The organism is Bacteroides sp. An322 (assembly GCF_002161765.1).
Lineage (GTDB): Bacteria > Bacteroidota > Bacteroidia > Bacteroidales > Bacteroidaceae > Phocaeicola > Phocaeicola merdavium.
Map to the genome: position 1 here is coordinate 43,682 of NZ_NFIN01000010.1, position 25,524 is coordinate 69,205.

At 43.7% G+C, this 25,524-nt stretch carries 21 protein-coding genes; 11 read left to right on the forward strand and 10 right to left on the reverse strand.

All coding sequences use genetic code 11. The annotated features are described in order from the left end of the window. Positions 1 to 111: 111 nt before the first annotated feature. From frr to B5F91_RS07285, 5 genes are all read right to left on the reverse strand, one after another. Complete coding sequence (gene frr / locus B5F91_RS07265) at positions 112 to 672, reverse strand: ribosome recycling factor (protein ID WP_087428424.1); 561 nt, start codon at positions 670 to 672, stop codon at positions 112 to 114. A gap of 107 nt (positions 673 to 779) precedes the next feature. Beyond that, the gene (locus B5F91_RS07270) at positions 780 to 1,730 is read right to left on the reverse strand and encodes a HipA domain-containing protein (RefSeq protein WP_087428425.1); all 951 of its coding nucleotides are present in this window, start codon (positions 1,728 to 1,730) and stop codon (positions 780 to 782) included. A 2-nt stretch (positions 1,731 to 1,732) separates the two neighbouring features. Next, complete coding sequence (locus tag B5F91_RS07275; RefSeq protein ID WP_087428426.1) at positions 1,733 to 2,062, reverse strand: HipA N-terminal domain-containing protein; 330 nt, start codon at positions 2,060 to 2,062, stop codon at positions 1,733 to 1,735. Next, a complete protein-coding gene (locus B5F91_RS07280; RefSeq protein ID WP_087428427.1) occupies positions 2,059 to 2,277 on the reverse strand; it encodes a helix-turn-helix transcriptional regulator in 219 nt (72 codons plus the stop codon). Before B5F91_RS07280 ends, B5F91_RS07275 begins: the two co-directional genes overlap by 4 nt. A gap of 452 nt (positions 2,278 to 2,729) precedes the next feature. Next, complete coding sequence (locus tag B5F91_RS07285; protein ID WP_158099899.1) at positions 2,730 to 3,314, reverse strand: PL29 family lyase N-terminal domain-containing protein; 585 nt, start codon at positions 3,312 to 3,314, stop codon at positions 2,730 to 2,732. Between the two features lie 1,010 nt (positions 3,315 to 4,324). On the opposite strand from B5F91_RS07285, the gene thrA reads away from it, so the two are divergent. From thrA to thrC, 3 genes are all read left to right on the forward strand, one after another. After that, complete coding sequence (gene thrA / locus B5F91_RS07290) at positions 4,325 to 6,757, forward strand: bifunctional aspartate kinase/homoserine dehydrogenase I (protein ID WP_087428429.1); 2,433 nt, start codon at positions 4,325 to 4,327, stop codon at positions 6,755 to 6,757. Between the two features lie 9 nt (positions 6,758 to 6,766). Then, a complete protein-coding gene (locus B5F91_RS07295; protein ID WP_087428430.1) occupies positions 6,767 to 7,978 on the forward strand; it encodes a cofactor-independent phosphoglycerate mutase in 1,212 nt (403 codons plus the stop codon). Positions 7,979 to 8,135: 157 nt separating this feature from the next. After that, positions 8,136 to 9,437, forward strand: coding sequence for a threonine synthase (gene thrC / locus B5F91_RS07300; RefSeq protein ID WP_087428431.1), 1,302 nt, complete (start codon positions 8,136 to 8,138; stop codon positions 9,435 to 9,437). Between the two features lie 96 nt (positions 9,438 to 9,533). On the opposite strand, the gene B5F91_RS07305 is transcribed toward thrC, so the two are convergent. From B5F91_RS07305 to B5F91_RS07315, 3 genes are all read right to left on the reverse strand, one after another. Continuing rightward, positions 9,534 to 11,204 (reverse strand): glycoside hydrolase 43 family protein, encoded by a 1,671-nt coding sequence (locus tag B5F91_RS07305; RefSeq protein ID WP_087428432.1) that lies wholly within the window; start codon positions 11,202 to 11,204, stop codon positions 9,534 to 9,536. Positions 11,205 to 11,221: 17 nt separating this feature from the next. Next, complete coding sequence (locus B5F91_RS07310; RefSeq protein ID WP_087428433.1) at positions 11,222 to 12,448, reverse strand: DUF4861 domain-containing protein; 1,227 nt, start codon at positions 12,446 to 12,448, stop codon at positions 11,222 to 11,224. Positions 12,449 to 12,577: 129 nt separating this feature from the next. Continuing rightward, complete coding sequence (locus B5F91_RS07315) at positions 12,578 to 14,185, reverse strand: glycoside hydrolase family 28 protein (RefSeq protein WP_087428434.1); 1,608 nt, start codon at positions 14,183 to 14,185, stop codon at positions 12,578 to 12,580. 405 nt (positions 14,186 to 14,590) lie between these two features. On the opposite strand from B5F91_RS07315, the gene B5F91_RS07320 reads away from it, so the two are divergent. The 3 genes from B5F91_RS07320 to B5F91_RS07330 are packed head-to-tail and all read left to right on the forward strand — an operon-like array spanning position 14,591 to position 17,173. Further along, complete coding sequence (locus B5F91_RS07320) at positions 14,591 to 15,448, forward strand: enoyl-ACP reductase (RefSeq protein ID WP_087428435.1); 858 nt, start codon at positions 14,591 to 14,593, stop codon at positions 15,446 to 15,448. Positions 15,449 to 15,454: 6 nt separating this feature from the next. Beyond that, entirely contained in the window at positions 15,455 to 16,444 is a 990-nt protein-coding gene (locus B5F91_RS07325) for a gliding motility lipoprotein GldB (RefSeq protein ID WP_087428436.1), read from the forward strand. Positions 16,445 to 16,468: 24 nt separating this feature from the next. Continuing rightward, positions 16,469 to 17,173, forward strand: a complete 705-nt coding sequence (locus B5F91_RS07330; RefSeq protein ID WP_087428437.1) for an SAM-dependent methyltransferase — start codon at positions 16,469 to 16,471, stop codon at positions 17,171 to 17,173. Here the strand turns inward: B5F91_RS07330 and lipA are convergent. Further along, positions 17,160 to 18,026 (reverse strand): lipoyl synthase, encoded by an 867-nt coding sequence (lipA, locus tag B5F91_RS07335; RefSeq protein ID WP_255376660.1) that lies wholly within the window; start codon positions 18,024 to 18,026, stop codon positions 17,160 to 17,162. The genes B5F91_RS07330 and lipA overlap by 14 nt on opposite strands. An 89-nt stretch (positions 18,027 to 18,115) precedes the next feature. Beyond that, entirely contained in the window at positions 18,116 to 20,317 is a 2,202-nt protein-coding gene (locus B5F91_RS07340; RefSeq protein WP_087428439.1) for a S9 family peptidase, read from the reverse strand. A 692-nt stretch (positions 20,318 to 21,009) separates the two neighbouring features. Here B5F91_RS07340 and B5F91_RS07350 point away from each other — a divergent pair. The 5 genes from B5F91_RS07350 (at position 21,010) to B5F91_RS07370 (ending at position 25,515) form a co-directional block, all read left to right on the forward strand. Further along, on the forward strand, positions 21,010 to 21,507 hold the full coding sequence (locus B5F91_RS07350; RefSeq protein ID WP_087428441.1) for a hypothetical protein: 498 nt from the start codon (positions 21,010 to 21,012) through the stop codon (positions 21,505 to 21,507). A gap of 36 nt (positions 21,508 to 21,543) precedes the next feature. Continuing rightward, the gene (locus B5F91_RS07355) at positions 21,544 to 22,074 is read left to right on the forward strand and encodes a hypothetical protein (protein ID WP_087428442.1); all 531 of its coding nucleotides are present in this window, start codon (positions 21,544 to 21,546) and stop codon (positions 22,072 to 22,074) included. An 87-nt stretch (positions 22,075 to 22,161) separates the two neighbouring features. Then, complete coding sequence (locus B5F91_RS07360) at positions 22,162 to 22,929, forward strand: hypothetical protein (RefSeq protein ID WP_144025084.1); 768 nt, start codon at positions 22,162 to 22,164, stop codon at positions 22,927 to 22,929. Between the two features lie 227 nt (positions 22,930 to 23,156). Continuing rightward, positions 23,157 to 24,332 (forward strand): MFS transporter, encoded by a 1,176-nt coding sequence (locus tag B5F91_RS07365; protein WP_087428444.1) that lies wholly within the window; start codon positions 23,157 to 23,159, stop codon positions 24,330 to 24,332. A 19-nt stretch (positions 24,333 to 24,351) separates the two neighbouring features. Next, the gene (locus B5F91_RS07370) at positions 24,352 to 25,515 is read left to right on the forward strand and encodes a DUF3843 family protein (RefSeq protein WP_087428445.1); all 1,164 of its coding nucleotides are present in this window, start codon (positions 24,352 to 24,354) and stop codon (positions 25,513 to 25,515) included. Positions 25,516 to 25,524 lie beyond the last annotated feature (9 nt).

Sequence of the window (25,524 nt, forward strand, 5' to 3'; positions counted from 1 at the left end):
GACACAGAGGTACGGAGTTTTATTATCCGTTGATTTATAAGAAAATTTTTTCTCTGTGTCTTTGTGTCTCTGTGTTCAATTTTTTATTTTGTCATATTCTCCAATAGGGAATTATACCGTCATGATTTCTTTATCCTTAGCGGCAAGCAAGTCCTCGATTTGCTTGATATACTTGTCGTGCGTCTTTTGGAGTTTGGCTTCCGAGTTCTTCTGTTCATCTTCCGCCATGCCTTCCTTTACTGCCTTTTTCAGGGCATCGATAGCGTCGCGGCGTGCGTTACGCACACTCACCTTAGCCGTTTCTCCTTCGCCTTTGCATTGCTTGGCGAGTTGTTTACGGCGTTCTTCGGTCAACGGGGGAATACCGATACGGATAATCTCGCCGTTGTTTTCGGGCATAATGCCCAGGTCAGAGTCGATAATTGCCTTTTCGATAATGCGGAACATGCTCTTATCCCACGGCTTGATAGCAATGCTTCTCGCATCGGGGGTAGTGACCGCCGCTACATTATTAATAGGAACCATACTTCCGTAAGAATCTACACGGATGCCGTCCAGCAGACGAACATCGGCTTTTCCTGCGCGGATATGTGCCAATGCGTCTTCCAGATACATGATTGCCATATCCATTTTCTCTTCAGCTGCGCTGAGGATTGTTTTAGAATCTGCCATATTCTTGTTGCTTTTAAATGTTTATCAATACGTTTTGTGAACAAAAATAGGAGATTTTTTATTCTCTTGCAATAGTTTGTGCAGATTTTCGTAGGAAAGGGTGCAATCTAATTGGGAGAATTGGCTATTTCTAATTTCCGGTTTATAATATCTTTGTACTTTTCTTTCATCTCATCAGGTAGAAACGAAATGTTGATGAATTTCATCCATTTGTCTTGTGTTTTTTGGAATTTGTGGAAGACATTTTCTATGACTTTGTCTTCCAGACCGGATGCCCGCATTGCTGTTATAAAGTCGGATTTCTTAAGTCTCCGTTTTTTCCCATTTAAGGTCAAAGCTAACTCTTCAGTATCTTCCGGCATGACCAAAGCTGTGGAAATCAGGTCGTATGCAGGGGTAAGGTTATAAATGCCTCGTTCTTTGCTGTATAAAGAAAAGTTTTTCAAGTGCATATCGGCATTTCCCGTAATCCATGAGAATATGACTTGTTCCCAGTAATTGATCAGGTCTAATTTGGCTACAGATGAATACTTTTGTATGGTCTTGGCTATTTGTTCGTATGAACCTTTGTATTTATATTCGGTTAGGCGTTCCGTAAGTTGGCACATATCTTCCATGGCTAATTTATCTCCTTTGTCGGTACGGTCTATCCGTCGGGTAATGTAGCAAAGTTCTCCATCGGCAAAACGGATCAGGCTATGAGGCACGACTTTTATTCTGGCAAGTTCGGCTAAATGCATAGTCAAGTCTTCCGTTTCGGGCAGACATTCAAAACGGTCGGTTTGAGGTTTTAATATATAACGTCCCCATAATCCGACAATAGTAAAACGTTCTTCTTCGTTTTTCCCGCCTTTATTGATGTCTAATGAAAGTTTGGCTTGTACTCCGGTCAGTGTCGTTTGGCTACGTATGACTTGTTTGGCAAGATCGGTCAGATTCTCGCGTGTGTATGGCAATTTCGGGGCGATAGGGCTTCCGAATATTTTTATTGAACAAGATTTATGGAAATCCAGTTCACCTTCTTCCAATTCTTTATAACAATATAGACATTTCGCCATAATTATATTTCTTCAATGGTTAGAGGTTCAACACCTACTGCTCCTATACAATCTTTACAACAAGCTAAAAGCAGTGCCATTCGGTCTCGGACATTAATTTTCCAGTTCTTTTCTGCAATATCCAGTAGCCAGCCTTCTGGAATCAGACCATCGAAAAACGGGAAGAGCACTTTATCTTGAAATGGTTTGTCGCTTAATGGTAAAGTGAGGCTGATGGCCTCCGCTTTATCCGATGTTAAGAAACTTGCATCATACTGAAAAGTGTAGCCGTTTTCGTCCTCTGTCAGTATGCCGGCTTTGATATTACGTAAAAATACAATAGCTTGTTTCATTGCTCTTCATTTTTATTTATCGGCACTGCGCCTATTTCGTAACCGAAAAGATTTAGTATTTGGTTTGCTTTGTCCAGTCGGATGGTTTGCTTGCCTTGTTCCAGTTCGCGTACAAAGCGCAAGCCCACCCCTGATTTTTCGGACAAGTCTACTTGCGTAAGGTTGTATTGCTTGCGCATTGCCTTTACGAATACAGATAAAGTCGTTTGTTTCATAAATTATACCCTTTAAGGTGCAAATATAAGAAAAGTTTCTTGCTTTACACCTTTTCGGGTATAAAATCAATAAAACTTATATGCATTATACCCGTTAGGGTGTTGTTTGATATGAATACGTAAGCTAATCTCGTCATATTTTGACGAGATTAGGGGAGGTAATCCAATCATGTGTGCGATATGGACGTGATAAAAGTCAGAATGAATAGGTAGGTTCTTTGACGTATATATAGCTTACTTCGCATGACGATTACTAATCGTACCGCCGATGCACTTATATTACTTTGGGAACGCAGCTATATGTTTCGTCTTATCAAGCTTTATCCGTTGTAATAGTAATACGCTTATAAAAACAAATCCTCCCGAAAGTGTCTGATGCGGATGCTTTCGGGAGGATTGCTTGGTTAGAAGGCTACTTTATTTGTAGATGAATTCGGGGTATTGGTATCCATCTATGTGATAAGGTCTTGGATATTTTCCATAAAAATCTTGTTCGCCCCAAAATGTGAATTTATTTCTTTGATCGTACTTGCCAAAATATTCTTGTGAAGAAGAGGGCAAATACACAATTTCCAGAGGATTATTTTTTCGTCTATGCTTAAAAGCGGTGTGATGCCTGAAGCTCCGCTTACGGGAAGTTTGTTTCCTGCTTCATCGGTTAGCCAAGTAGTTTTTTCATCGGTCGTTAATGTCCAATAGTAGATTCCGTTTTCTTGGGCTATGCCGATGATAGGTGCATTGGCTCCACTGCTTCCCTCTTTCCCGTTATATAAATTGATGCTGGTTCCGTCGGTCAGATGCAGGATATATCCTTCATCCGTTTGCTCTACTTGCGAAATGCTGATGTTTTGGTCTAAGGCATGGATAATGTCTTGTAGAGATACGATGTCTTCGTTCATTTGGTTCACTTGCTCTTCAAGGGCTGAGATGCGGTCTTTCAAGTCGTTTACATCTGCTTTCAGGGCACTGTCGTCATACTCGCATGCCGTGATGCCTAAGGCTATCAGCGACATAAGCAGCCATACTTTGGGTTTCATAGGTGAGATAAGGATGCTTATAAATCCTCCGAAGTCAGCGAAAAAATAAACAAAAGAAAGGCGTGAGGACTTGTCCGCATTCATCAAAATCGGGCATCTGGAAAAAGCCTACTTAGAAATGAATAAAGAAACAATACTCACGCCGTATGCTATGCAATCGGATACAACATAGGCTGTACCGTTAACATGCAAACAGAATGAGCGTCATATTGTCTTCATCCTTCTAAGTGCAAAATTTTCCAGATTTCGATTTTAGGATAAAGCAAAAACGCTTTCTATATGTCTGTCCGGTCTTTTCATCCGACCAAGACAATGCAAAGATAACGTTTTTGTTCAATATGACGCTCTGTTTGATGAGTATTATTTCTTCAAAGGTAAATAATTTTCTGAAAACATCCTTCTTTTTGCGATTTGATATGATATTTTACTTGTTTTATTTGTTGTGTAAATAAGGAGATATGCTTCATGAACCGATTGCTTCTAGGTTCTTCTCTAATCCTACTAGGGTAGGATTGCAATCTTACCCGGATGAAATTCGAGTCCTGACTAGGTGAAAACTCCAGTCCTGCTAGGGTAGGACTGGGAGGATTATCAGTTGATTTCTCTCTTGCAGACGGGAACTTTGACAGATTATTGCAAAAAAAACGCCGAATATGCTTGTTTATGGAAAAATGTTACTATATTTGCGAACGACAAAACATTTATACATGAATCGAAACAATCTTCATATCAATCTGATGTGTGCCACGGGGCGTATGTCCCTTTATACATCCGCCACAGGGATGACCCCTCGGGGTTGAGTGATTGTATATATGTGTTTCTACGTGATACACGCCTGTGGACTCAGGCATTTCTTCGTGTTTTATAATTCAATAAATAAATGTTCATCATTCATCGCACACAGATGACACGGATTTCAAAGGATGGTCGCAGATATAATTTAAATCCGTGAAAATCTGTCTTATCAGTGTCATCTGTGTGCGATTATTAATTATATCGAAACAAATCGTATGAAAGTATTGAAATTCGGCGGAACATCGGTAGGGTCCGTCAATAGCATGTTGAATGTAAAGAAAATCGTTGAGGCGATAGATGATAAGGTAATCGTAGTGGTTTCGGCGTTGGGAGGCATCACCGACAAGCTGATAAAGACATCGAACATGGCGGCATCGGGCGATTCGGGCTACGAGAAGGAGATGAAGGAAATCGTGAACCGCCACATCGAAATGGTATATACGGTGATTCCCGCGGGCGAGAAGCGCGAGCTGCTTCTTGATTGTGTGAACGAGTTACTGAGTGAATTGAAGGACATTTTCCAAGGCATTTACCTGATACGCGACCTTTCGCCCAAGACTTCGGCTACTATCGTGAGCTATGGCGAGCGTTTGTCTTCTATCATTGTGGCTACACTTATCGAGGGGGCGCAATGGTTCGATTCGCGCCAGTTCATCAAGACCGAGAAGAAACATAACAAGCATATTCTCGACTCGGAACTGACCAATCGCTTGGTACGTGAAACGTTCCGCGAAATTCCGCGTGTGTCTTTGGTGCCGGGATTTATCTCGACTGATAAGGAGACGGGTGAGGTGACCAATTTGGGACGGGGCGGTTCGGACTATACCGCTTCTATCATTGCCGCGGCACTGGATGCCGATGTGTTGGAAATCTGGACCGATGTGGACGGATTTATGACCGCCGACCCACGTGTCATCAGCACCGCTTATCCCATTACCGAACTGAGTTATGTAGAGGCGATGGAGCTTTGTAACTTCGGTGCGAAGGTGGTTTATCCGCCTACGATTTATCCTGTGTGTCATAAGAATATACCTATATTAATAAAGAATACGTTCAATCCCGATGCTCCGGGCACTATCGTGAAGCAAGAGGCCGACCATTCTTCGAAAGCTATCAAAGGTATTTCGTCTATTAACAATACGTGCCTTATCACGATGACGGGGTTGGGTATGGTAGGCGTTATCGGCGTGAACTATCGTATTTTCAAGACCTTGGCGGAGAACGGCATCAGTGTGTTCCTCGTTTCTCAGGCTTCTTCGGAAAACTCCACTTCTATCGGCGTGCGCAATGAAGATGCGGCATTGGCTTGCAAGGTGCTCGATGAAGAGTTTGCTAAAGAAATCGAAATGGGCGAAATCAGTCCGATGAAAGCCGAAGGCGGACTTGCCACGGTGGCTATCGTAGGCGAGAACATGAAGCATACACCGGGTATTGCCGGAAAGCTTTTCGGCACCTTGGGACGGAACGGCATCAACGTGATAGCTTGTGCACAAGGCGCTTCGGAAACGAATATTTCATTTGTAGTGGAAGGCGGTTCGCTCCGTAAGACCTTGAACGTGATACACGACTCGTTCTTTCTTTCCGAATACCAAGTGCTGAATCTCTTCATTTGCGGTATCGGTACGGTGGGGCGTAGCTTGATAGACCAGATACATAGCCAGCAGGAACGCTTGAAACAAGAACGCGGGCTGAACCTGAAAATCGTGGGGATAGCCAATGGCCACAAGGCGATGTTTACCCGTGCGGGAATCGACTTAGACCATTATCGCGAAGACTTGGAAGAGAAGGGCATGCCTTCATCGACCCAGGTGTTGCACGATGAGATAATCGGGATGAACATCTTCAATTCGGTCTTTGTGGATTGTACCGCAAGCGAGGAAATCGCTTCCTTGTATAAAGACTTCTTGGGGCATAACATCTCGGTGGTGGCGGCAAACAAGATAGCGGCTTCTTCGGATTATGAGCTTTATGCCGAGCTGAAGCAGATAGCCCGCCATCGGGGCGTGAAGTTCCTTTTCGAAACCAATGTGGGAGCGGGGCTTCCGGTCATCAATACGATTAACGACTTGATTAATAGCGGAGACAAGATACTGAAGATAGAAGCCGTATTGAGCGGCACGCTGAACTATATCTTCAACGAAATCAGTGCTGACGTGCCTTTGAGCCAAACCATACGGAACGCAAAGGAACAAGGCTATTCCGAACCTGACCCGCGCATCGATCTGAGCGGGACCGACGTGGTGCGCAAGTTGGTTATTTTGGCACGTGAGGCAGGTTATCGCCTGAATCAGGAAGATGTAGAGAAACATCTCTTTATCCCCGATAGCTTCTTCGAAGGTTCATTAGATGATTTCTGGCGCAAGATTCCTTCGCTCGATGCAGACTTTGAGGAACGCCGCAAGGTGGTGGAGCGTGAAGGCAAGCGTTGGCGTTTCGTGGCACGTTTCGAGGACGGTAAAGGCGTGGTGGAATTGATGGAGGTGGACCGTCATCATCCGTTCTTCGAATTAGCCGGAAGCAACAACATCATCCTTTTGACCACCGAACGATATAATGAATATCCGATGCTCATCCAAGGCTATGGAGCAGGTGCGGGTGTGACCGCTGCCGGTGTGTTTGCCGATATTATGAGCATTGCTAATATTTAAAAAAGCAACATGAAACATCTGATTATATTGGGAGACGGAATGGCGGACTGGGCTGTTCCTTCCTTGGGAAACAAGACTTTATTGCAATATGCCCATACGCCTTATATGGATATGTTAGCGCGGATGGGACGCACGGGTATGCTGAAGACCGTAGCCGACGGCTTCCATCCGGGAAGCGAAGTGGCGAATATGTCGGTAATGGGATATGACCTCCCTACGGTGTACGAAGGGCGTGGTGTATTGGAAGCCGCAAGCATCGGAGTCGATTTGGCTCCCGATGACATGGCGATGCGTTGCAACTTGGTCTGTGTTGAAGGGGATATGTTGAAGAATCACTCGGCAGGACATATCACCACCGAAGAAGCGGATGTACTGATTCATTTCTTGGAAGAACGTTTGGGCAATGACCGCATCCATTTCTATACTGGCGTGCAATACCGCCACTTGTTGGTGGTGAAAGGCGGGAACAAGCACGTGGCTTGTGTGCCTCCGCACGACATTCCGTTGCAACCTTTCCGTTCGAATTTAGTAAAGGCATTGGTTCCCGAAGCGCAAGAAACCGCCGATTTATTGAACGGTTTGATTTTGAAGTCGCAAGAATTATTGGCGGAACATCCGCTTAATCTGAAACGGGTGAGCGAAGGTAAAGATCCGGCTAACAGCATTTGGCCCTGGAGTCCCGGTTATCGCCCGAAGATGGAGGCTTTATCGAATAAGTACCCTGCTATCCGCAAAGGTTCGGTGATTACGGCGGTCGACCTTATCCGAGGCATCGGACGCTATGCCGGATTGCGTTGCATCGATGTAGAAGGCGCTACGGGACTTTATACCACCAATTACGAAGGCAAGGCGCAAGCCGCCATTGATGCCTTGAAGACCGATGATTTTGTATATCTGCATATCGAGGCGAGCGATGAAGCAGGACACGAAGGCGATATCCCCTTGAAGCTAAAGACCATCGAATACTTAGACCAGCGTGCCATAAAGCCCATTTGGGAAGCGGTGAAGGACTGGGACGAGCCGGTGGCGATAGCCGTGCTTCCCGATCATCCGACTCCTTGCGAGCTTCGCACGCATACGGCAGAGCCGATACCGTTCCTCATTTATTATCCGGGCATCGAGCCGGACGAGGTACAGGCATACGATGAGGTATCGTGCCAAAAGGGCGGATATGGTATGTTAGAGAAAGACGAGTTTATGAATCTATTTATGAATCAATAATCAAACGCAGAGACGCAAAAACGCAAAGTATTTATTTTAGAGTAAGCAAAGTACGCTAAGACGTTTGCTTTTACTCTGTGTGCTTTGCCTTCTCTTAAAAAATTATCCTTTGCGCTTTTGCGCCTCTGCGTTAGTTTAAATCGTAATCAATAACAATATGAAATATTACAGTACGAATAAGCAGGCTTCCGATGCTACTTTAGAAGAAGCCGTAGTACGCGGGCTGGCTGGCGATAAAGGTCTTTATATGCCCCGCGAAATCAAACCTTTGCCCGCATCGTTTTACGAGGAGATAGAAAACCTTTCGTTTCAGGAGATAGCCTACCGCGTGGCGGATGCTTTCTTCGGCGAAGATGTGCCCGCAGATGTGTTGAAGCAAATTGTGTACGACACCTTGAGTTTCGATACTCCAGTGGTGAAGGTGAAGGATAACATCTATTCATTGGAACTTTTCCACGGACCCACGTTGGCATTCAAGGATGTGGGCGGACGCTTTATGGCGCGCCTCTTGGGCTATTTCATCCGCAAGGAAGGAAAGAAGCAGGTCAATGTGTTGGTCGCTACTTCGGGTGATACGGGAAGCGCAGTGGCAAATGGTTTCCTCGGTGTGGAAGGCATCCATGTGTATGTGCTTTATCCGAAGGGAAAAGTGAGCGAGATACAAGAGAAGCAATTCACCACTTTGGGGCGGAATATCACCGCTATTGAAGTGGACGGCACGTTCGACGATTGCCAGGCGTTGGTGAAGAATGCCTTCATGGACGAAGAACTGAAAGCGCACATGCAACTCACTTCGGCTAACTCTATTAATGTGGCGCGCTTTTTGCCTCAGGCGTTCTATTATTTCTATGCTTATGCTCAGATGAAGAAGTTGGGCAAGGCAGATAATCTGGTTATCTGTGTGCCCAGCGGGAATTTCGGGAACATCACCGCAGGACTTTTCGGCAAGCGGATGGGACTTCCCGTCAAGCGTTTCATTGCAGCCAATAACCGCAACGATATTTTCTACCAGTATCTGAAGACCGGCGTGTACACTCCCCGTCCTTCAATAGCTACTATTGCCAATGCCATGGACGTAGGAGATCCCAGCAATTTCGCCCGCATCCTTGACCTATACGGAGGGAGTCATGAAGCTATTTCGAGTGAAATCAGCGGTGAGACTTATACTGACGAGCAAATCCGCGAGACGGTGCAGAAAGCATACGAAGAGACCGGTTATCTGCTCGACCCTCATGGAGCGTGTGGTTATCGTGCGTTGGCTGAAGGCCTGAAGCCGGGTGAAACGGGCGTGTTCCTCGAAACGGCTCATCCCGCCAAGTTCTTGCAAACGGTAGAATCTATCATCGGCACTCAGGTAAGCATCCCTGAAAAACTTCAAGCATTTATGCGCGGCACGAAGCAAAGCATACCGATGTCGAAAGACTTCACTTCGTTTAAAGCGTATTTAATGAAGCTATAATTTGGTATAAATCATTGTTTGAGTGATGAAAAAGAAGAGGCTGTCTCAAAATGAAAGCTTATTTCTATTTTGAGACAGCCTCTTCTTAATTATTTGCTATTTTTCGATTCGGAACCAGTCGATGTCTGCCCATCCTCCGTCATTGGTTACGATAGCGGGGCGGGTACAGAAAGTACCGATTTTGGCACCTATCCATTTGCCTTCTTTTACTTGGAACGGTTTGCCTAGTTTTTGGAATTTCTTTCCGTTCGTGCTATAACTCATTTGGCACATTACGACAAGGTCATGTCCGCCTTCGCTTTTGCTGATTTTTTCACCAGTAGAAGTGATTTCAGCACGTAAGTATATTTCGTTTTCTTTTAAAGGTATAGTAGCATTGACGGTTTCCGTTCCTCCACGGTCTGCCTTTTTGCATTCTACTTGCGAGAGCACCAATCCGTTTTCCGTATTTTCAAGAATGAGCCCGGCATAGTCCATACCCATAACCACCAGCCCAGTGCGTTCGCCTTTGTATTTGGCGATAGGAGCAAACTTCAGTTTCATGGTTGCCTTGAAACTTGGAGCAGGGAACTTTTGAAGCAACATATTGGGAACATCCCACAGACTCTTGTAGTTTTCTATTACCGGATAAGAATAGAGGCGCAAGTGTCCGTGTTCTGCATCGCAGAAATGCCATTTATCGTTGATATTTGCATTCCATTGCCATTGCAAGCCAAGAATATTGGTATTGAACTCATCACTTTCTTGCGGAGTGCAAACCGGGTAGGTCTTTCCCACGTTCGGCTTTTTCCATGTCAATACAGGGTCGCCACATCCGTCTCCGTCTTTATCTTCACCGATAACGGGCCAATCGTTTACCCATTTCATAGGCTGGAGATGAACCAAACGTCCGGCGGCACCTACATCTTGGAAATGCATAAACCAATCTTCGCCCGAAGGAGTATCTACCCATCCGCCTTGGTGAGGCCCGTTAACAGGGCTATCGCCTTGCGCCATTACGGTGCGCCATTCGTATGGACCATATACGTTTTTCGAACGAGCTACCACTTGCCAACCGGTAGGCACTCCTCCAGCAGGGAAGAACATGTAATAATATCCGTTTCGTTTATAGAACTTAGGACCTTCGCAAGTTTCGTGAGCTTCGTGTCCGTCGAATACGATACGTGAGGGACTTATCGTGCGGGTAGCATCGGCACTTAATTCACACACGGCAATGACACTTTTCAGTCCGGCACGGCTTCCGGCGTATGCATGTGCCAAATAGACCCGTCCGTCTTCATCCCAAAGCGGAGTTGTATCGATGATTCCCTTTGCGGCTTTCACCAATACAGGTTCGCTCCATGGACCTTTCACGTCTTTGGCTTTCACCATAAAAATGCCTTGGTCGGGGTCACCCCAAAAGATGTAGAACTCACCGTTATGATGACGGATGCAAGGAGCCCATACACGATTCCCATGTTGAGGAGTTGTATCAGAAACAGGAGGTAATGAGTGAGGTATCGCAGCACCTACAATACTCCAGTTTACAAGGTCTTTCGAGTGAAGCACTTGAAGTCCGGGCAAACATCCGAAGCTGGATGAAGTGAGATAATAATCTTCACCTACGCGGATAACGTCAGGGTCGGAATAGTCGGCATAAAGTACGGGATTCTTATACGTCCCGTCTCCTTGATCTGCCACCCATACTTTCGATACATAATTGTCTTGAGCTTGTAGCGTAGGAAGCATACAACTTCCTAACAGAATTGAGAGTAAAATCGTTTTCATGGATTTATTTTTTTTGATTATTCGATTATTTGTATTTTAATAGGCTGTTCCAAATATTTCTTCCATTCCTGTACATAAGCGAACCATTTTTCTTTGGTGGGATATCCAAAAGTCTCTTTACACGAAGTGAATGTCGTATAATAGCGGAATGAACTTTGTCCGGGGGCACTTACGGTATAGAGGAAATTTTCTTTATCAGCGGTTTCTTTTATCACCAGTTTCTTAGGGATATAAGTGGCAAGTCCTACGGTCTCTTTTTTATATTTAACGGTGTCGTTTACGGGCCAATCTGTTCCCCAACTAGCCACGAGGCCTTCATGGTCCGAAAACATATCAGCATGTCCGGTAATGTTTTGCACACCGGTGGCAAATACTTCATCCGTAAGCGGAGCATCGAAAATCACATCCACCTGTGCATTACGGTGTCCGGCATACAGGGTATAGCGGTTTATCATGTTCAATTCTTTGCCTTGGTATTGCCAGCCTTTTACTTCGGCATCTACTACAGTACGTATAGGTCCGTTGGCAAGAATCCGTTGCCCACGGATGGCTACGGGTTGAATCATCGTGGTCTGTGTGCCATTCCAGCCCCGAAGTGCTCCGGATCCGCAACTATTATTTACTTTAATGACATCATCGCCAAAGCCTTGCTTCAGTTGCTTATCGGTGGGATAGAATTGGCTTTCTTCGATTTCCAGCCCTTTATGGAATTTGCCGTAAAGATCGGTGGTTTGCTTTTCATTGAAGTAAATGCGGTATGCCACTAATTCACTTTCAAAAGCTACGCCGTGGTGATGTTGTATATTATAGGTGTTGGCATTTCCGTCAGCATAGATAGCATACCCTTTGGCGTATTTATTTTTCTTGGAAGTACGGAAAAGCATTTCAGCATAAACACGTGCGGGATATTTCTTATCGCTCTTTTGGGGAGAGAGGGTAACGGTAAGCGTTTTCTTGCTTTTTGCAGGCATGTTGATAACGAATGCCAATTCATCGGCACGGGTATCGCCGTTCATATCATCCAGTTGGGACGGCACTTCTGAAGTGCCGTCGGATACGAAGGCTGATTTTACCGTAAAATCTGTTTTTAAGGTATGCAAGTCTATTACGACGGGTTCATCGGTTTTCTCTATTAGCCAAGGGTTTTCTATAATAACCTGTATTTTTTTTCCTATATTGTTTTGGGCAAAAGCGGAAAAACTTCCCGCCAGTAATGCCAGACAGAGGGTCGTAAATGTTTTCATGATAGTAAGATTGTATATAATGCAAAGGACGCAGAATACATTGAGTTATTATCCCTATAATATCCTGTGTCCTTTGAAATAGTTTGATTATTTATACGCTCGAACTGACAAATTTACTCAATTGTTAGGTTAGAATTTATATGATTCGGTTTTGTTTCCGATTTTAGCATATTTCTTGTTTCCTATGGTAATATTGGTTACACCCATCATTTTCAAGTTATTTTCTCCTTTCGTAGTAATAACTTTCACATTTTTCAGAGTCGCATTTTCGGCACGGTTTAAGGTTACACCGTCCTTTGCATCGGAAATCGTTACGTTTTCAAGGAAAATGTTTTTGATAGGCATTTCGGGGAGTCCGTTGAAAAGTATGGCACGTCCCACATTTTTTGCGGTAACATTCTTGATGAATATATCACGGAAAGCCGGAGTCTCTTCGGTAACAGGCGGAACGGCTTCTTCTTTCGGTGCGCCCGGAGCATCTCCTTCACCCGGTGCATTTCCACCATAGAACAAGTCGAAGATGAGGGCTTCGTTCGGGATGTTAATCATATTGATGTTGTTGATGTGAATGTTTTCCACAACTCCACCACGTCCACGTGTACTCTTGAAACGTAAACCTACATCGGTTCCCAAGAACGTACAATTATCTACATAGATATTCTTCACGCCTCCCGACATTTCGCTACCTACCACAAATCCGCCATGTCCGTGAAGCACCACATTGTTACGGATAATGACATTTTGGCAAGGTTCACCGCGCAATCGTCCGCTTTCATCTTTGCCCGATTTGATGCATATACCATCATCTCCGGCATCAAAGCTGCTATCAAGTACCAATACACGGTTGCAAGACTCGATATCGAGGGCATCGCCGTTTTGCGAATACCAAGGATTCGATACACTTATATTATATATGGTAAGGTCTTCGCATGAAAGCGGATGAAGGCACCAGCTGGGTGAATTTTTAAAAGTTACGCCTTCGAGTAATACTTTTTTGCATTTAATGAAACTCAGCAATACAGGGCGGAGCCAGTCTCGGATGCTGTTCCATTCTTCTTCGGTTTCGATGCCTTCGGGTACATTGAATTCTTTGCAAGCATTTGCCCCTTTGATAGACCCTTCGCTGGGATACCAAACATCGCCTTTTTCATTAAGCACCCCGCCCGAAGCGACCAGCTTTTTCCATTGGCTTGAAGTCATTTTCCCTTTTTTTACCGGACGCCAGGTATCACCGTTTCCGTCCATTACGCCTTTACCGGTAATGGCAATGTTTTCAGCCCCGTTGGCAGATACAGGCGATTGGCAACGGCGTGTCTCTAGTCCTTCGAATGAAGTTTTGATAATGGGATATTGTGTATGGTCGGCTGTAAAGAGTACCAATGCATTTTCTTCCAAATGCAAATTAATATTGCTTTTCAGCACAATCGGACCGGTTAGCCACAATCCTGCAGGTACTGTTACGGTTCCTCCTCCTTGTTGCGCAACAGCATCTATCGCTTTGGCAAACGCTTCTGTATTTAATGTAATTCCGTCGGCTATAGCGCCAAATTCGGTAATCGACCGGGTATAGTCGGGGAAAACAGGTTGTTCTACTTTAGCCATTTGAAATGGCAGATTGCTGTACACCTCATTGGAAATAATGGGTGAATTGGCGTTGGCATTTGTTATTCCGCTCCATGCGAGGGCTGCGATTCCTAATGAAAGAATCCATTTCTTTAGTGGGTTAAATTTGCTCATGCTTTTATGGTTTTAAAAATATAGTTGTCATATTATGGAACAATAAAAAAGAGTGTTTCCTTAAGTTCTTATTATCCATGGCTTGCCGATGCTTTTCACAAAGAGTCGGCAAGCCGGATAATAAAGACTTTGTTAACCTAATTTCTAACCTTAATAAAAATAGGAGGAACCCCCTTTTCTTACTTCACAAAAGTAATTGGTTTCATTTAGAATGATGTGAAGATTTTGGCTGAATAGGTGAAAAAAATGTGCTATTTCATCTCTTTTTGTAGAAAAAATGGGCTGGGTATGTAATATCTTATTAATTATAAGGTAAAATTGTCCTCTTTTAATATTTCCTCTATGAAAATGCCTTGATTAACAGAAATGTTTGTATCTTTGCAGTGAATTTATAGTTAAAGACGTATGAGTTATAATTTATTAAAAGGAAAAAAAGGTATTGTTTTCGGTGCGCTGAACGAACAGTCCATCGCATGGAAGGTAGCAGAAAAGGCTGTAGCAGAAGGCGCAACCATAACATTGTCTAATACGCCGGTAGCAGTACGAATGGGAGAAGTCTCAGCATTGGCAGAAAAGCTGAATTGTGAGATTGTCCCGGCAGATGCAACCAGTGTAGAAGACTTGGAAAATGTCTTTAAGCGTTCAATGGAAATATTGGGCGGAAAGATTGATTTCGTATTGCATTCTATTGGGATGTCTCCCAATGTCCGTAAGAAACGTACATACGATGATTTGGATTATGATATGTTGAGCAAGACGCTGGATATTTCAGCTGTTTCGTTCCATAAAATGATTCAGAGTGCCAAAAAACTGAACGCTATCAATGATTACGGTTCAATCGTAGCGTTGAGTTATGTAGCTGCACAACGCACATTCTATGGTTATAATGATATGGCAGATGCAAAAGCGTTGTTGGAATCTATCGCACGTAGCTTCGGTTACATTTATGGACGTGAACACAATGTACGTATCAACACCATTTCCCAATCGCCTACCATGACAACTGCAGGTTCGGGTGTGAAAGGAATGGATAAATTGTTCGACTTTGCCAACCGTATGTCTCCGTTGGGCAATGCTTCTGCAGATGAATGTGCAGATTATTGCATTGTGATGTTCTCTGACTTGACTCGAAAAGTGACAATGCAGAATTTGTATCACGATGGTGGTTTCTCAAGCGTAGGTATGAGTTTGCGTGCAATGGCTACGTATGAGAAAGGATTGGATGAATACAAAGACGCAAACGGAAATATTATCTACGGATAACTCCTAATGATGAAACGCATTATATTCATATTAATAAGTGTCATTGCCCTTGCATCCTGTCGTTCAGATATGCAAGGCGATGACGCTTTGCTTGATAGGGGTATAAAGGTGTTCCGTTACGACCGTTTACAATACGAAGCGACTGCTATGAACAGCATTGCGGCGGTTCAACGAATGAGTTTGGATTGTCCGCAGGCAACCCGTATTTTGATAGAAGACGTGTTGATGTTGGGAAAGGTGGATGACCCGAATATCAACGAACGTATGTGTGCTTATTACACCGATTCGGTCTTGTTCCGTCTGATGCTGGATGCAGAAGAGAAATTCGATGATATGCGTCCGTTGGAAGAAGCGTTGACAGAAGGTTTCAAGAAATTGAAGGAAGAAGTGCCTTCCATTCCGATTCCTTCTATCTATTCGCAGATTTCGGCATTAAATCAGTCAATAGTGGTAGGGGATAGCCTTTTGGGATTTAGCATAGATAAATATATGGGTGAAGATTATCCGCTTTATAAAAAGTATTATTATGCTTATCAACGCCGTTCGATGAAACCAGAACGCATTCTTCCCGATTGTTTTACATTTTACTTGATGAGCCAATATCCGTTCGGATGGGAAAAAGGACACCGTACTTTGTTCGATGTCATTATGCATCAAGGTAAGATTAATTGGGTTGTGCGGAAGATATTGGGCATGAAGTCAAATGCAGAGATGCTGGGCTATACAAAAGAAGAAACAGAATGGTGCAAAAAGAATGAAAAAGCACTGTGGAACTGGATGATAAGCAAAAAGCATTTGGACAGTACCGATCCGATGATTATCAGGGCTTATACGCATCCCGATCCCAATATTATTCTGAAAGGTGAATTGATTCCTCCTGTTGTCGGGATATGGATAGGCATGCAACTTACGGAAAAGTTCATGAAGCAACATCCCGATATAAGTGTTGAAGCTTTGCTGGAGTGTGAGGATTTCAGACATTTGACTCTCGAATAAAGTTTTGTTTAAACGGATTGATGTATGGATACTGCATTATATTTATTGCCGGTTACATTGGGTGATACCGCTATCGAGCGTGTTCTTCCTTCTTATAATAAAGAAATTATTCTGCAAATCAAGCATTTCATTGTAGAGGATGTACGTTCGGCACGGCGTTTCTTGAAAAAGGTTGATAAAAATATCGATATCGATGGGTTGACTTTTTATCCATTGAACAAGCATACTTTACCTGATGTTGTATCCGACTATTTAAAACCTTTGACCGAAGGGCATTCAATGGGAGTTATCTCGGAAGCAGGATGTCCGGCTGTGGCAGACCCCGGAGCTGATGTAGTGGCTATAGCCCAACGCAAGAACTTGAAAGTCGTTCCGTTGGTAGGTCCTTCTTCTATTATTTTATCCGTAATGGGTTCGGGGTTCAATGGGCAAAGTTTTGCTTTTCATGGTTATCTTCCGATTGAACCCTCCGAACGTGTGAAACGTTTAAAAGAACTGGAGCAACGCATTTATAACGAATCCCAAACCCAATTGTTTATCGAAACTCCCTATCGGAACAATAAAATGGCAGAAGATATCTTGAAAACCTGCCGTCCGCAAACCAAGCTTTGCATAGCCGCTAACATTACATGTGAAGGCGAATACATCAAGACCAAAACCGTCCGGGAATGGAAAGGGCATCTGCCCGATTTATCGAAAATTCCTTGTATCTTCCTTATTTATAAATAAGGTGTTTTTCCGCATGATACGAAGAACGTACCAGCGGACCGCTTTCTACGGTGGAGAATCCTTTTTTCTCTCCTGTTTCTTTATACTTTTGGAATTGTTCAGGGGTGATGTATGCCGCTACGGGATAATGTTTCCGGCTGGGTTGGAGGTATTGTCCGATGGTCAAAATCTTACATCCGTGAGCAAGTAAATCGTCCATCACTTGTTCCACTTCTTCCGGTGTTTCCCCTAAGCCGACCATAATGCCCGATTTGGGCGTGATTCCGCTTTCGGCTATCACTTGTATCACTTGCAGGCTTCGTTCGTATGTGGCTGCACTTCGCACCAAAGGCGTGATGCGTCTCACGGTTTCCATATTATGTGAAATAATGTCGGGACGAGTTTCGGTAATGAGCCGGATAAGTTCGGTACGTTCTTGGAAATCAGGAATAAGCGTTTCAAGGGTGGTATTAGGATTCATCTTCTTGATGCACCGGATTGTTTCAGCCCAATGTGAGGCTCCTAAGTCGGGCAAGTCATCTCTGTCGACTGAAGTAATAACGGCATGGTCTAATTTCATCAAGCGGATAGATTCAGCTACGTGCCGAGGCTCTTCCGGATCAAGCGGAAGCGGTTTTCCGCTTTGTGTATTGCAGAACTTGCATGAACGGGTACAGATAGCTCCGCCAATCATAAAAGTAGCTGTCCCTTTTCCCCAGCATTCACCCAAGTTCGGGCATCGCCCGCTGGAGCAGATGGTATGGAGTTTGTGCGTGTCTACAATGCGTTTGGTATCAGCATAGCGGGCATTTGCACCGATTTGTATTTTGAGCCATTCCGGTTTTCTGATGTGTTCCATGGTATATGATTTTATTTTGAAACGCAGATTTTCGCAGATTTCCGCGGATAAAATTAATAAAAAAATAATCTGCGCAAATCTGCGTTAATCTGCGTTTTTGTATATTACAGGTTTTCGATAAAGAAATTTGCCACGCGGTTCATCAGGTGTGTGCGGGTGTTTCCTCCCGAAATGCCATGATTGCGGTTGGTATAGATTTGCATATCAAACTGGATGCCCGCTTGAACCAATGCTTCGCTATATTCGGCGCAATTCTGATAGTGTACGTTATCATCTGCAGTGCCGTGTATCAAAAGCAGGTTTCCGTGGAGTTTCGGCGCACGGAGAATGGCTGAACCAGCCCGGTATCCGTCACCGTTTTCTTTCGGGGTGCGCATGAAGCGTTCGGTATATACCGTATCGTAGAAATGCCAATCACTGGGAGCGGCTATGGCTACACCGGCTTTAAATGCCGGAGTACCTTCGCTCATCGACATCAATGTGGTATATCCTCCGTAGCTCCAGCCCCAGATACCGATGCGGTTGGCGTCTACATAAGGCAAAGTGCCAAGATAACGAGCCGTTTCCACTTGGTCGTGCGATTCTTTTACGCCGAGGAAAAGATACGTACATTTCTCGAATGCGGCTCCGCGTCCGCCCGTACCACGTCCGTCCACGCATACGCTGATATATCCTTTCTCTGCCATATAAGCCTCGAACATACCTCCGTCGCTAAAGCTTCCGATACCCCATTGGTCTAATACTTGTTGCGAACCGGGACCACTGTATTGGTGCATGATGACCGGATACTTCTTGTTCGGGTCGAAATTGGCAGGTTTCATCATCCAGCCGTTCAATTCTACTCCTTCGGTAGTGCGGAAGGTGAAGAACTCTTTCGTGGGCATATTCAATGTCGCGAGTTGCCCTTTCAGTTTGCTATTATCCAATAAGGTGGTCAGTTCCCGTCCCCGGTTATCGTTAATCGTGATAAGGGTCGGGGTGTCTTTGCTGGAGTATTTATTGATGTAGTAAGTCAGGTCGGTATTGAAGATAGCGGTATTGGTTCCCGTACGGGTGGAAAGTTTCGTTTTCTTTCCCTTGCGGTCTATCTTGTAAACAGCGCTCCGGAGCGGGCTTTCTTCGTTGCTGGTATAATAGAACACGTTGCTCTTTTGGTCCCAGCCCAAGAAGTCTTTTACTTCAAATTCGCCTTTGGTCACTTGGCGCACCAAATTTCCGCCGATAGTATATAAATAAAGGTGATTATATCCGTCCCGTTCGCTCATCAGCACGATGTTTTCGGGATAAAAGCGGATGTTGCTATAGGTTTGTTCCTTGACGTATTGTTCCGATTCGTCACGGATGATGCTTTTGCAAACCGCACTCCGCGGATTTGCCATATACACGTTAAACCGGTTCTGATGACGGTTCAAGGTCATAATGGCAAGCTGGTCGGGATTAGAGGTAAACTTGATGCGGGGGATATAGCCGTCTTTATCAAGCGGAAGGTCCATTTGACGGGTCACGCGGCTTTTGATATCAAACGTATGTACGGTTACTTTCGAATTGACTTCGCCCGACTTCGGATATTTATAAGTATAGACACCTGGATAAGTGGCGTAATCCGTGCGCTCGGGTGCCATTCCTTTATACCAAGGGAAGCTGAACATCGGCACTTCGCTTTCGTCGAAACGGATGTAGGCAATCATTTTGCTATCGGCACTGAAATCAAAGGCACGGTTGAAGCCGAATTCTTCTTCATATACCCAATCGGGAATGCCGTTCAACACCTTGTTGTATTCTCCGTCCTTAGTGACTTGCGATTCGCTATTGCCAAAGAGCAATTTTACAAGGAAGATGTTATTGTCGCGCACAAAAGCGATTTGGAATCCGTCGGGCGAGAAGAGGGGCACTTGTTGCGGTCCGTTCTTCGAGAGCGGTTCCAAGGTGTTGTTTCTCACATTATAAATATAATATTCCGCCGTGAACGAACGCCGGTAAATGGGTTTCGTCTCGGTTTGGATGAGAATCAATTTCTCGTCGGGCGACATGATGTAATCATCGAATGTCTTGATAGGGCAATCGCGTGCGGTTTCTACATCGAAGATAGCTTCTATCTCCTTTCCGGTCTTGAACGAATATTTCACAATCCGTTTCCGGTCGGCACTGATTTGCGTGTAATGTTCTCCGTCCAGCATCGGTTTAATGCCATAAATGTTTTGCGGGCGGTATGTTCCGTTTGCCACATCTTGAAGCGTCACGTTTTGTTGTGCAAAAGCGCACACAAACGCCAAGAGCATGCAGCTTAAAGCGATAAGTTTTTTCATTGTCGTGATAGTTATGTTGTAGTTTATCTTATTTTTTATAAGTTGACCATACAAAGGTAATACATAATTGCAGGATTCGCAATATTAGCCGAGTATTTTCTTCGAATGCATCACGGCTCTTCAAGCTCTTCACACTTTGCTTTATCTGCCATAATGACTGTTTTCTTCTGCCAAAAATGCATACGGCTTTATCGGTCAACGAAGCCGTATGCATCCGTTGATGAAGCCTGCTTCGTTGGCATTCGGAGCTAAGTGCGTTTGGGAGTTTGGCTTTATGTCCTAGAAGCCTTTTCTTGTTCTTGTGGAATCAGAATTTTAGATGTCATTCCTCTTTTCTCCATGTTTTGGGGACTAGCTATTTAGATTTTTTAGGAAATTCACGGAAAACAATTTTTTGTTTTTATCTGAATAGTCGCGTTTTTTGTTCGTTTAGTATCATGTATAGTACTTTTGGTACATGTGTTCTGATAACCCGTTTTCTTATTAGTGAAAATTATTTTAATATTGCAGAAAATATGATTAAGCAGAACGTTATTTTCACACGATTGGAATTGCTCTTTTGTTGTCATATTTGATGTTTTTTTATTATAGATAAAAGATGAAAGGCTTCACATAATTGTGAGAACTCCTAGCCTAATTTGTATAACCTCATTCGCTTTGTGGAGTTGGCGTATGAAAAAACTTAAACGAGTATGCAGAAAATAGTAAAAAGCGCACTTTCTTTTGTTGTGTTTGCATTGACATTTGTGGGCAGTGCTATGGGACAAACTCAATTTGATCAAGCTCAAGCCCGTATCATTGAGCCGAAGCAAGATGTATTTATTAAACCTTTGGTTGCAGAAATTGAAATTATGGAAAAGCAACAACGTCAGAATTATGGTCCTTATGAATACCCTATTAAATCTGTAGAAACGTTAACTTTTGATGAATTGGAAAATATTAAAAAGCTTGCTCTTCATCAAGCAACAGTAGAAGCAAAAGGAGACATTATTGTGGCTGCTACATTCAGAGCTTATTCTGATGAAAAAGGAAAACATGTGATTGTTGAGATTTCAGGATTTCCAGGGAAATATGTAAATTTCCGTACTGCTAGAAAAGAAGACGGTGATTATGAGTGGATTACTACAGTTTATCCTTATGCTGACCGTATTAATACAACAGGCAAAACCAAAGCTTTAGAGAATCAATAATATAAAGTTATAGTAAACATTAAAAAACAGACAAAGATGAAAAAGTTATTTCTATTGTTGCTTGTAGCATTTACATGTGTTGCGGCAAATGCTCAGTTAGTAACTAGTACTACTGTTACCAAACAAAAGAAAGCACCAAGTAATTCAGGCATGTTCCTGGAAGTCGGAGTTGGTAAATTAGGAGCCGATTGGGAAGGAGACGGTGTTGCTATGGATTTAGGTTTAGGATATCGTTATGGCTTTTCACAATATCTAGCATGGGATATCCTTAAAGTAAAAGCTATGGCTGAATTAAGTAACTTTAGTGAAAGTATTACACCGCAAGTGATGACTGGAATCCGTGGTACATCACCTGAACTGTTCGCTAATATGACAGCTTTTGCTAGTTTTAGTTTGGGTTATGGACGTGAAATCGATATAGAAGACGGTGGCTTCTGTTATGAAATACAAGTTGGTTTGAACATCACACCGAAATTTAATGTAGGTTTTGTGTATGATAGCCAAAAATTAAGCGATTGGGATGCAAACCTCAGCTTGGCAGGCTTACGTTTAGGAGTAAGATTCTAAGTAATATAGAATTTATATTGAGAAGGATTGGTTGTTCAGACGTAGCCAATCCTTCTTTTTTAATAATAAAATTTGCGACGAAAGAATATGAAGAGAAATTTATGGATGTTCATTCTTGTTGTTTGTACAACTGTATCTGGAGTTTCGGCACAAAGTTTAAAGAACCGTGTAAAAAAATTATTGGGTAAAGACAAAAGTGAATTGGCACTTAATGCAAGCGTTCTTCCAAGTCCGTATGTTAATATAGATAATAAGATTACATTGGCAGATACACTTGATTTTAATGCTATTGCCGAAGAGACTATTTTCATAAATGCATTGTCTTATACCATTAAACAAGGCGAAAAAGGGAAAAGCAACATTGAAGCATTAAATGTATCAAATAAAAGTTTTCAAGTAATAATGCAGAGTAGTCTTGCTCTTGAAGATGAAAAAGCTTCCAGCTATACATGTCAGTTAAAGTTCTTAATTAGAAGTAATAAGTTGATTGTTTGTGTAGATAGTATAAGTGTTGTAGCACCTACGTTATTTGGAGAAATGAAGAGCACTGCATTTGAAAATCTTAATATGCAAAAAGAAAAGTCGTTGCAGCAAATGCAGGAATTTACTTCTGTATATCAAGGATTTGCAGAAGGAATGATTGAGTATGTCGCTCAGGAAAAGCCACAATCGGTAACGCATTGGGATGAAATTGAGGCAGGTAAAGTCGTACAAGGAATGAACGAAACTGAATGCTTGCTTTGTGCTGGTGCTCCTAAATATGTACGCCAAAGTGGAGTAAAAACAAGATGGATGATGGAAGGTAATGCCACTATCATTTTTGAAGATGGAAAAGTGGTTTCCATTATCCGGTAAAGATTTAGAATATAACAGCATTATGATTTGATTTACCGCAGAGTGTACAAAGTCCCATGAAAAGAGATAAGTTATTTGCAGGGTAAATACTTTGTAACACTTTGTGGTGAAATCTAAATGTGGTTAGGCGCTCCGTTTTCAAATACAAAAATCTGTGTAGGGATAGTGTCTTGCAAGTGGCTTTTTATTAACTTTGCTCCCAGAAACCGGAATTTATCTTTTCAGTAATGAGAAAACAATTGGAAGAAAACAAGGGCGTGCCTGCCTCGTTGCTTTGGACGCTCGCTATCATTGCGGGCGTATCGGTGGCAAACCTCTATTATAACCAGCCTCTGCTGAACCGCATTAGCGAAGACCTGCACGTATCAGAGTTTACCGCAAACCTTATCCCAATGGTGACCCAGATAGGCTATGCCGCGGGATTGTTATTTATTATCCCCTTGGGCGATTTGTATAAGCGGAGAAACATCATTGTCATTTGCTTCTTGCTGCTTTCGGTATCGCTTTTCGGTATCGCCGTTGCCCGAAACATTCATTTCGTCCTGCTTGCTTCGCTCATTACCGGCATCTGCTCCGTCATGCCTCAAATCTTTATCCCGATAGCTGCCCAGTTTTCCCGTCCCGAACGGAAGGCGCAAAACGTGGGTTTGCTCATCAGCGGACTATTGACGGGGATTTTAGGCTCGCGTGTCGTAAGCGGCATTGTCGGTGAATACTGGGGCTGGCGCACCATTTTCTATATCGCTTCCGCCTTGATGTTAGTGTGTATTTTCGTGATACTTCGTTTGCTTCCGGATATGCCGCTTAATTTTAAAGGCTCGTATTTCGGACTGATGAAATCCGTCTTTACCCTTGTGCGCCGGAACGCGACTCTTCGGTTAGTGTCTTTCCGTGCCGGACTTTGCTTCGGATGCTTCCTTACCTTGTGGGCTTGCCTTGCCTTCAAGATGAGCGGTGCGCCTTTCTATGCGGGAAACAACATCATCGGGATGTTGGGTTTATGCGGGATAGCCGGAGCCTTGACCGCTTCTTTTGTAGGGAAATACGTCCACCGCTTCGGAGTAAGGAGTTTCAACTTCATCGGATGCGGCATCATGATACTGGCATGGTGTGCCCTCTATTTCTTTCAAAACAGTTATGCAGGCATCGTTGCCGGAATCATTTTGATAGACATCGGCATGCAATGCATCCAAATAAGCAATCAAACCTGTGCCTTGTCTTTAGAACCTCATGCCTCGAACCGGGTGAACACCATTTTTATGACTACCTACTTCATCGGAGGAGCTTTCGGGACATTCCTTGCAGGGACTGCTTGGCACCATGCCGGATGGGGAGGAGTGGCTTTAGCCGGCATTGCTCTTGCAGGCACTTCTTTGCTTATTACGCTTTTCGCTAAACATTAACACCTTTATTATATCCGCCATGAAAACAAAACCGATATACGCAAAAGACTGGTTGCAGATTCATCCTTATACCGCTATCCAGCCCTCGGACACTTATTTCATCGAGCTTTCCAACCGGCTTTTTAAGACATGTGCGTTGCCTGAACTTCCGGAAGCGTTCCGCAAGAAATTAGCACTCTATGCTTCTGCTTATTTAGAAGACCAGCTATCCGGATTAGGACTTTGGCAAGCTTTCACGGCTGAACATCAACGTCTTTATGGTTTCCGCCTTCCGTTCTATCCGGCTGGTTCCGGTTATTATCCGGACGAAGTGAACGAAGCAGACCTCCGTTTCCTGATTTGGAATGCTTGGCAGAAGTCGGGGCTTGTGCCTCATTATCTGTCTCCGTATGCGACTCAAGTATCTGAATTGGCATCTGCGTTTTACGCGTTATTGGATAAGGCATACGAGGAAGCTCCCGAAAATGAAATTCTGACCGGATATTTTGACGCGTTCAAAGATGAGAAAGATGCGGAACATAAGTTAGCATGGCTTTTCGGGCATACTTATCTGACCGAACCTTCGATGTACCCTTATATCGCCCGTGTCACTTCTTCCGACCGGTTTATCATGCCCACCGGTCCGTTGGCTCTTTTCCTTTACGAATGGATAGACCGATTGTCCGGAAAGCCTTGCTGGAAAAAGATTAAAGGATTGTATCTGGAAGAACCCGAACTCCCTCAACAGCTCATTGAGACAAACCAAACGATTTACCGGAACTTTACGGAAGGCACGGGAGGGAAGTGCATTGTCTACTTGAATGGATATGAAGAGCTTAAAAGTTTTTTGGTTAACGTCCTCAAATGGCAAGACGATGAAAGCCATACTCTGCCTCAGATGAAGGCGCATCGCAATTTCATTCTGATGAGCAATCCGAAGAAAGGGATTTTGTTGGCAAAAGACATCTGTGAATACATAGCGGATAAAGAGAACCCGATGTACGACCGTGAAAAAGCGCAGGCAAATGCCTTCCGACTTCTGACCGAAGAAACCCTTTGCCCGCCCGACTTGCTTACCTATTGTATCGAAAACAGCTTGCTTCCCGATGCTTCTATCCCAGAAGAAGCGGATAATGCTTTTGTGCAAAAGAACATGGATTTCATTGCCCGCCATGCCTTGCTTTATTATTATCGAGGGGATTGAATTCAGAAT

What these genes read in the sequence shown, in the direction of transcription:
- frr (WP_087428424.1), bottom strand. Translation starts at nt 672, where the DNA reads ATGGCAGATTCTAAAACAATCCTCAGCGCAGCTGAAGAGAAAATGGAT.
- thrC (WP_087428431.1), top strand. Translation starts at nt 8,136, where the DNA reads ATGAAATATTACAGTACGAATAAGCAGGCTTCCGATGCTACTTTAGAA.
- B5F91_RS07285 (WP_158099899.1), bottom strand. Translation starts at nt 3,314, where the DNA reads ATGAAACCCAAAGTATGGCTGCTTATGTCGCTGATAGCCTTAGGCATC.
- B5F91_RS07325 (WP_087428436.1), top strand. Translation starts at nt 15,455, where the DNA reads ATGATGAAACGCATTATATTCATATTAATAAGTGTCATTGCCCTTGCA.
- B5F91_RS07275 (WP_087428426.1), bottom strand. Translation starts at nt 2,062, where the DNA reads ATGAAACAAGCTATTGTATTTTTACGTAATATCAAAGCCGGCATACTG.
- B5F91_RS07365 (WP_087428444.1), top strand. Translation starts at nt 23,157, where the DNA reads ATGAGAAAACAATTGGAAGAAAACAAGGGCGTGCCTGCCTCGTTGCTT.
- B5F91_RS07320 (WP_087428435.1), top strand. Translation starts at nt 14,591, where the DNA reads ATGAGTTATAATTTATTAAAAGGAAAAAAAGGTATTGTTTTCGGTGCG.
- B5F91_RS07355 (WP_087428442.1), top strand. Translation starts at nt 21,544, where the DNA reads ATGAAAAAGTTATTTCTATTGTTGCTTGTAGCATTTACATGTGTTGCG.
- B5F91_RS07330 (WP_087428437.1), top strand. Translation starts at nt 16,469, where the DNA reads ATGGATACTGCATTATATTTATTGCCGGTTACATTGGGTGATACCGCT.
- B5F91_RS07305 (WP_087428432.1), bottom strand. Translation starts at nt 11,204, where the DNA reads ATGAAAACGATTTTACTCTCAATTCTGTTAGGAAGTTGTATGCTTCCT.
- B5F91_RS07295 (WP_087428430.1), top strand. Translation starts at nt 6,767, where the DNA reads ATGAAACATCTGATTATATTGGGAGACGGAATGGCGGACTGGGCTGTT.
- B5F91_RS07280 (WP_087428427.1), bottom strand. Translation starts at nt 2,277, where the DNA reads ATGAAACAAACGACTTTATCTGTATTCGTAAAGGCAATGCGCAAGCAA.
- B5F91_RS07270 (WP_087428425.1), bottom strand. Translation starts at nt 1,730, where the DNA reads ATGGCGAAATGTCTATATTGTTATAAAGAATTGGAAGAAGGTGAACTG.
- B5F91_RS07310 (WP_087428433.1), bottom strand. Translation starts at nt 12,448, where the DNA reads ATGAAAACATTTACGACCCTCTGTCTGGCATTACTGGCGGGAAGTTTT.
- B5F91_RS07315 (WP_087428434.1), bottom strand. Translation starts at nt 14,185, where the DNA reads ATGAGCAAATTTAACCCACTAAAGAAATGGATTCTTTCATTAGGAATC.
- B5F91_RS07370 (WP_087428445.1), top strand. Translation starts at nt 24,352, where the DNA reads ATGAAAACAAAACCGATATACGCAAAAGACTGGTTGCAGATTCATCCT.
- thrA (WP_087428429.1), top strand. Translation starts at nt 4,325, where the DNA reads ATGAAAGTATTGAAATTCGGCGGAACATCGGTAGGGTCCGTCAATAGC.
- B5F91_RS07340 (WP_087428439.1), bottom strand. Translation starts at nt 20,317, where the DNA reads ATGAAAAAACTTATCGCTTTAAGCTGCATGCTCTTGGCGTTTGTGTGC.
- B5F91_RS07350 (WP_087428441.1), top strand. Translation starts at nt 21,010, where the DNA reads ATGCAGAAAATAGTAAAAAGCGCACTTTCTTTTGTTGTGTTTGCATTG.
- B5F91_RS07360 (WP_144025084.1), top strand. Translation starts at nt 22,162, where the DNA reads ATGAAGAGAAATTTATGGATGTTCATTCTTGTTGTTTGTACAACTGTA.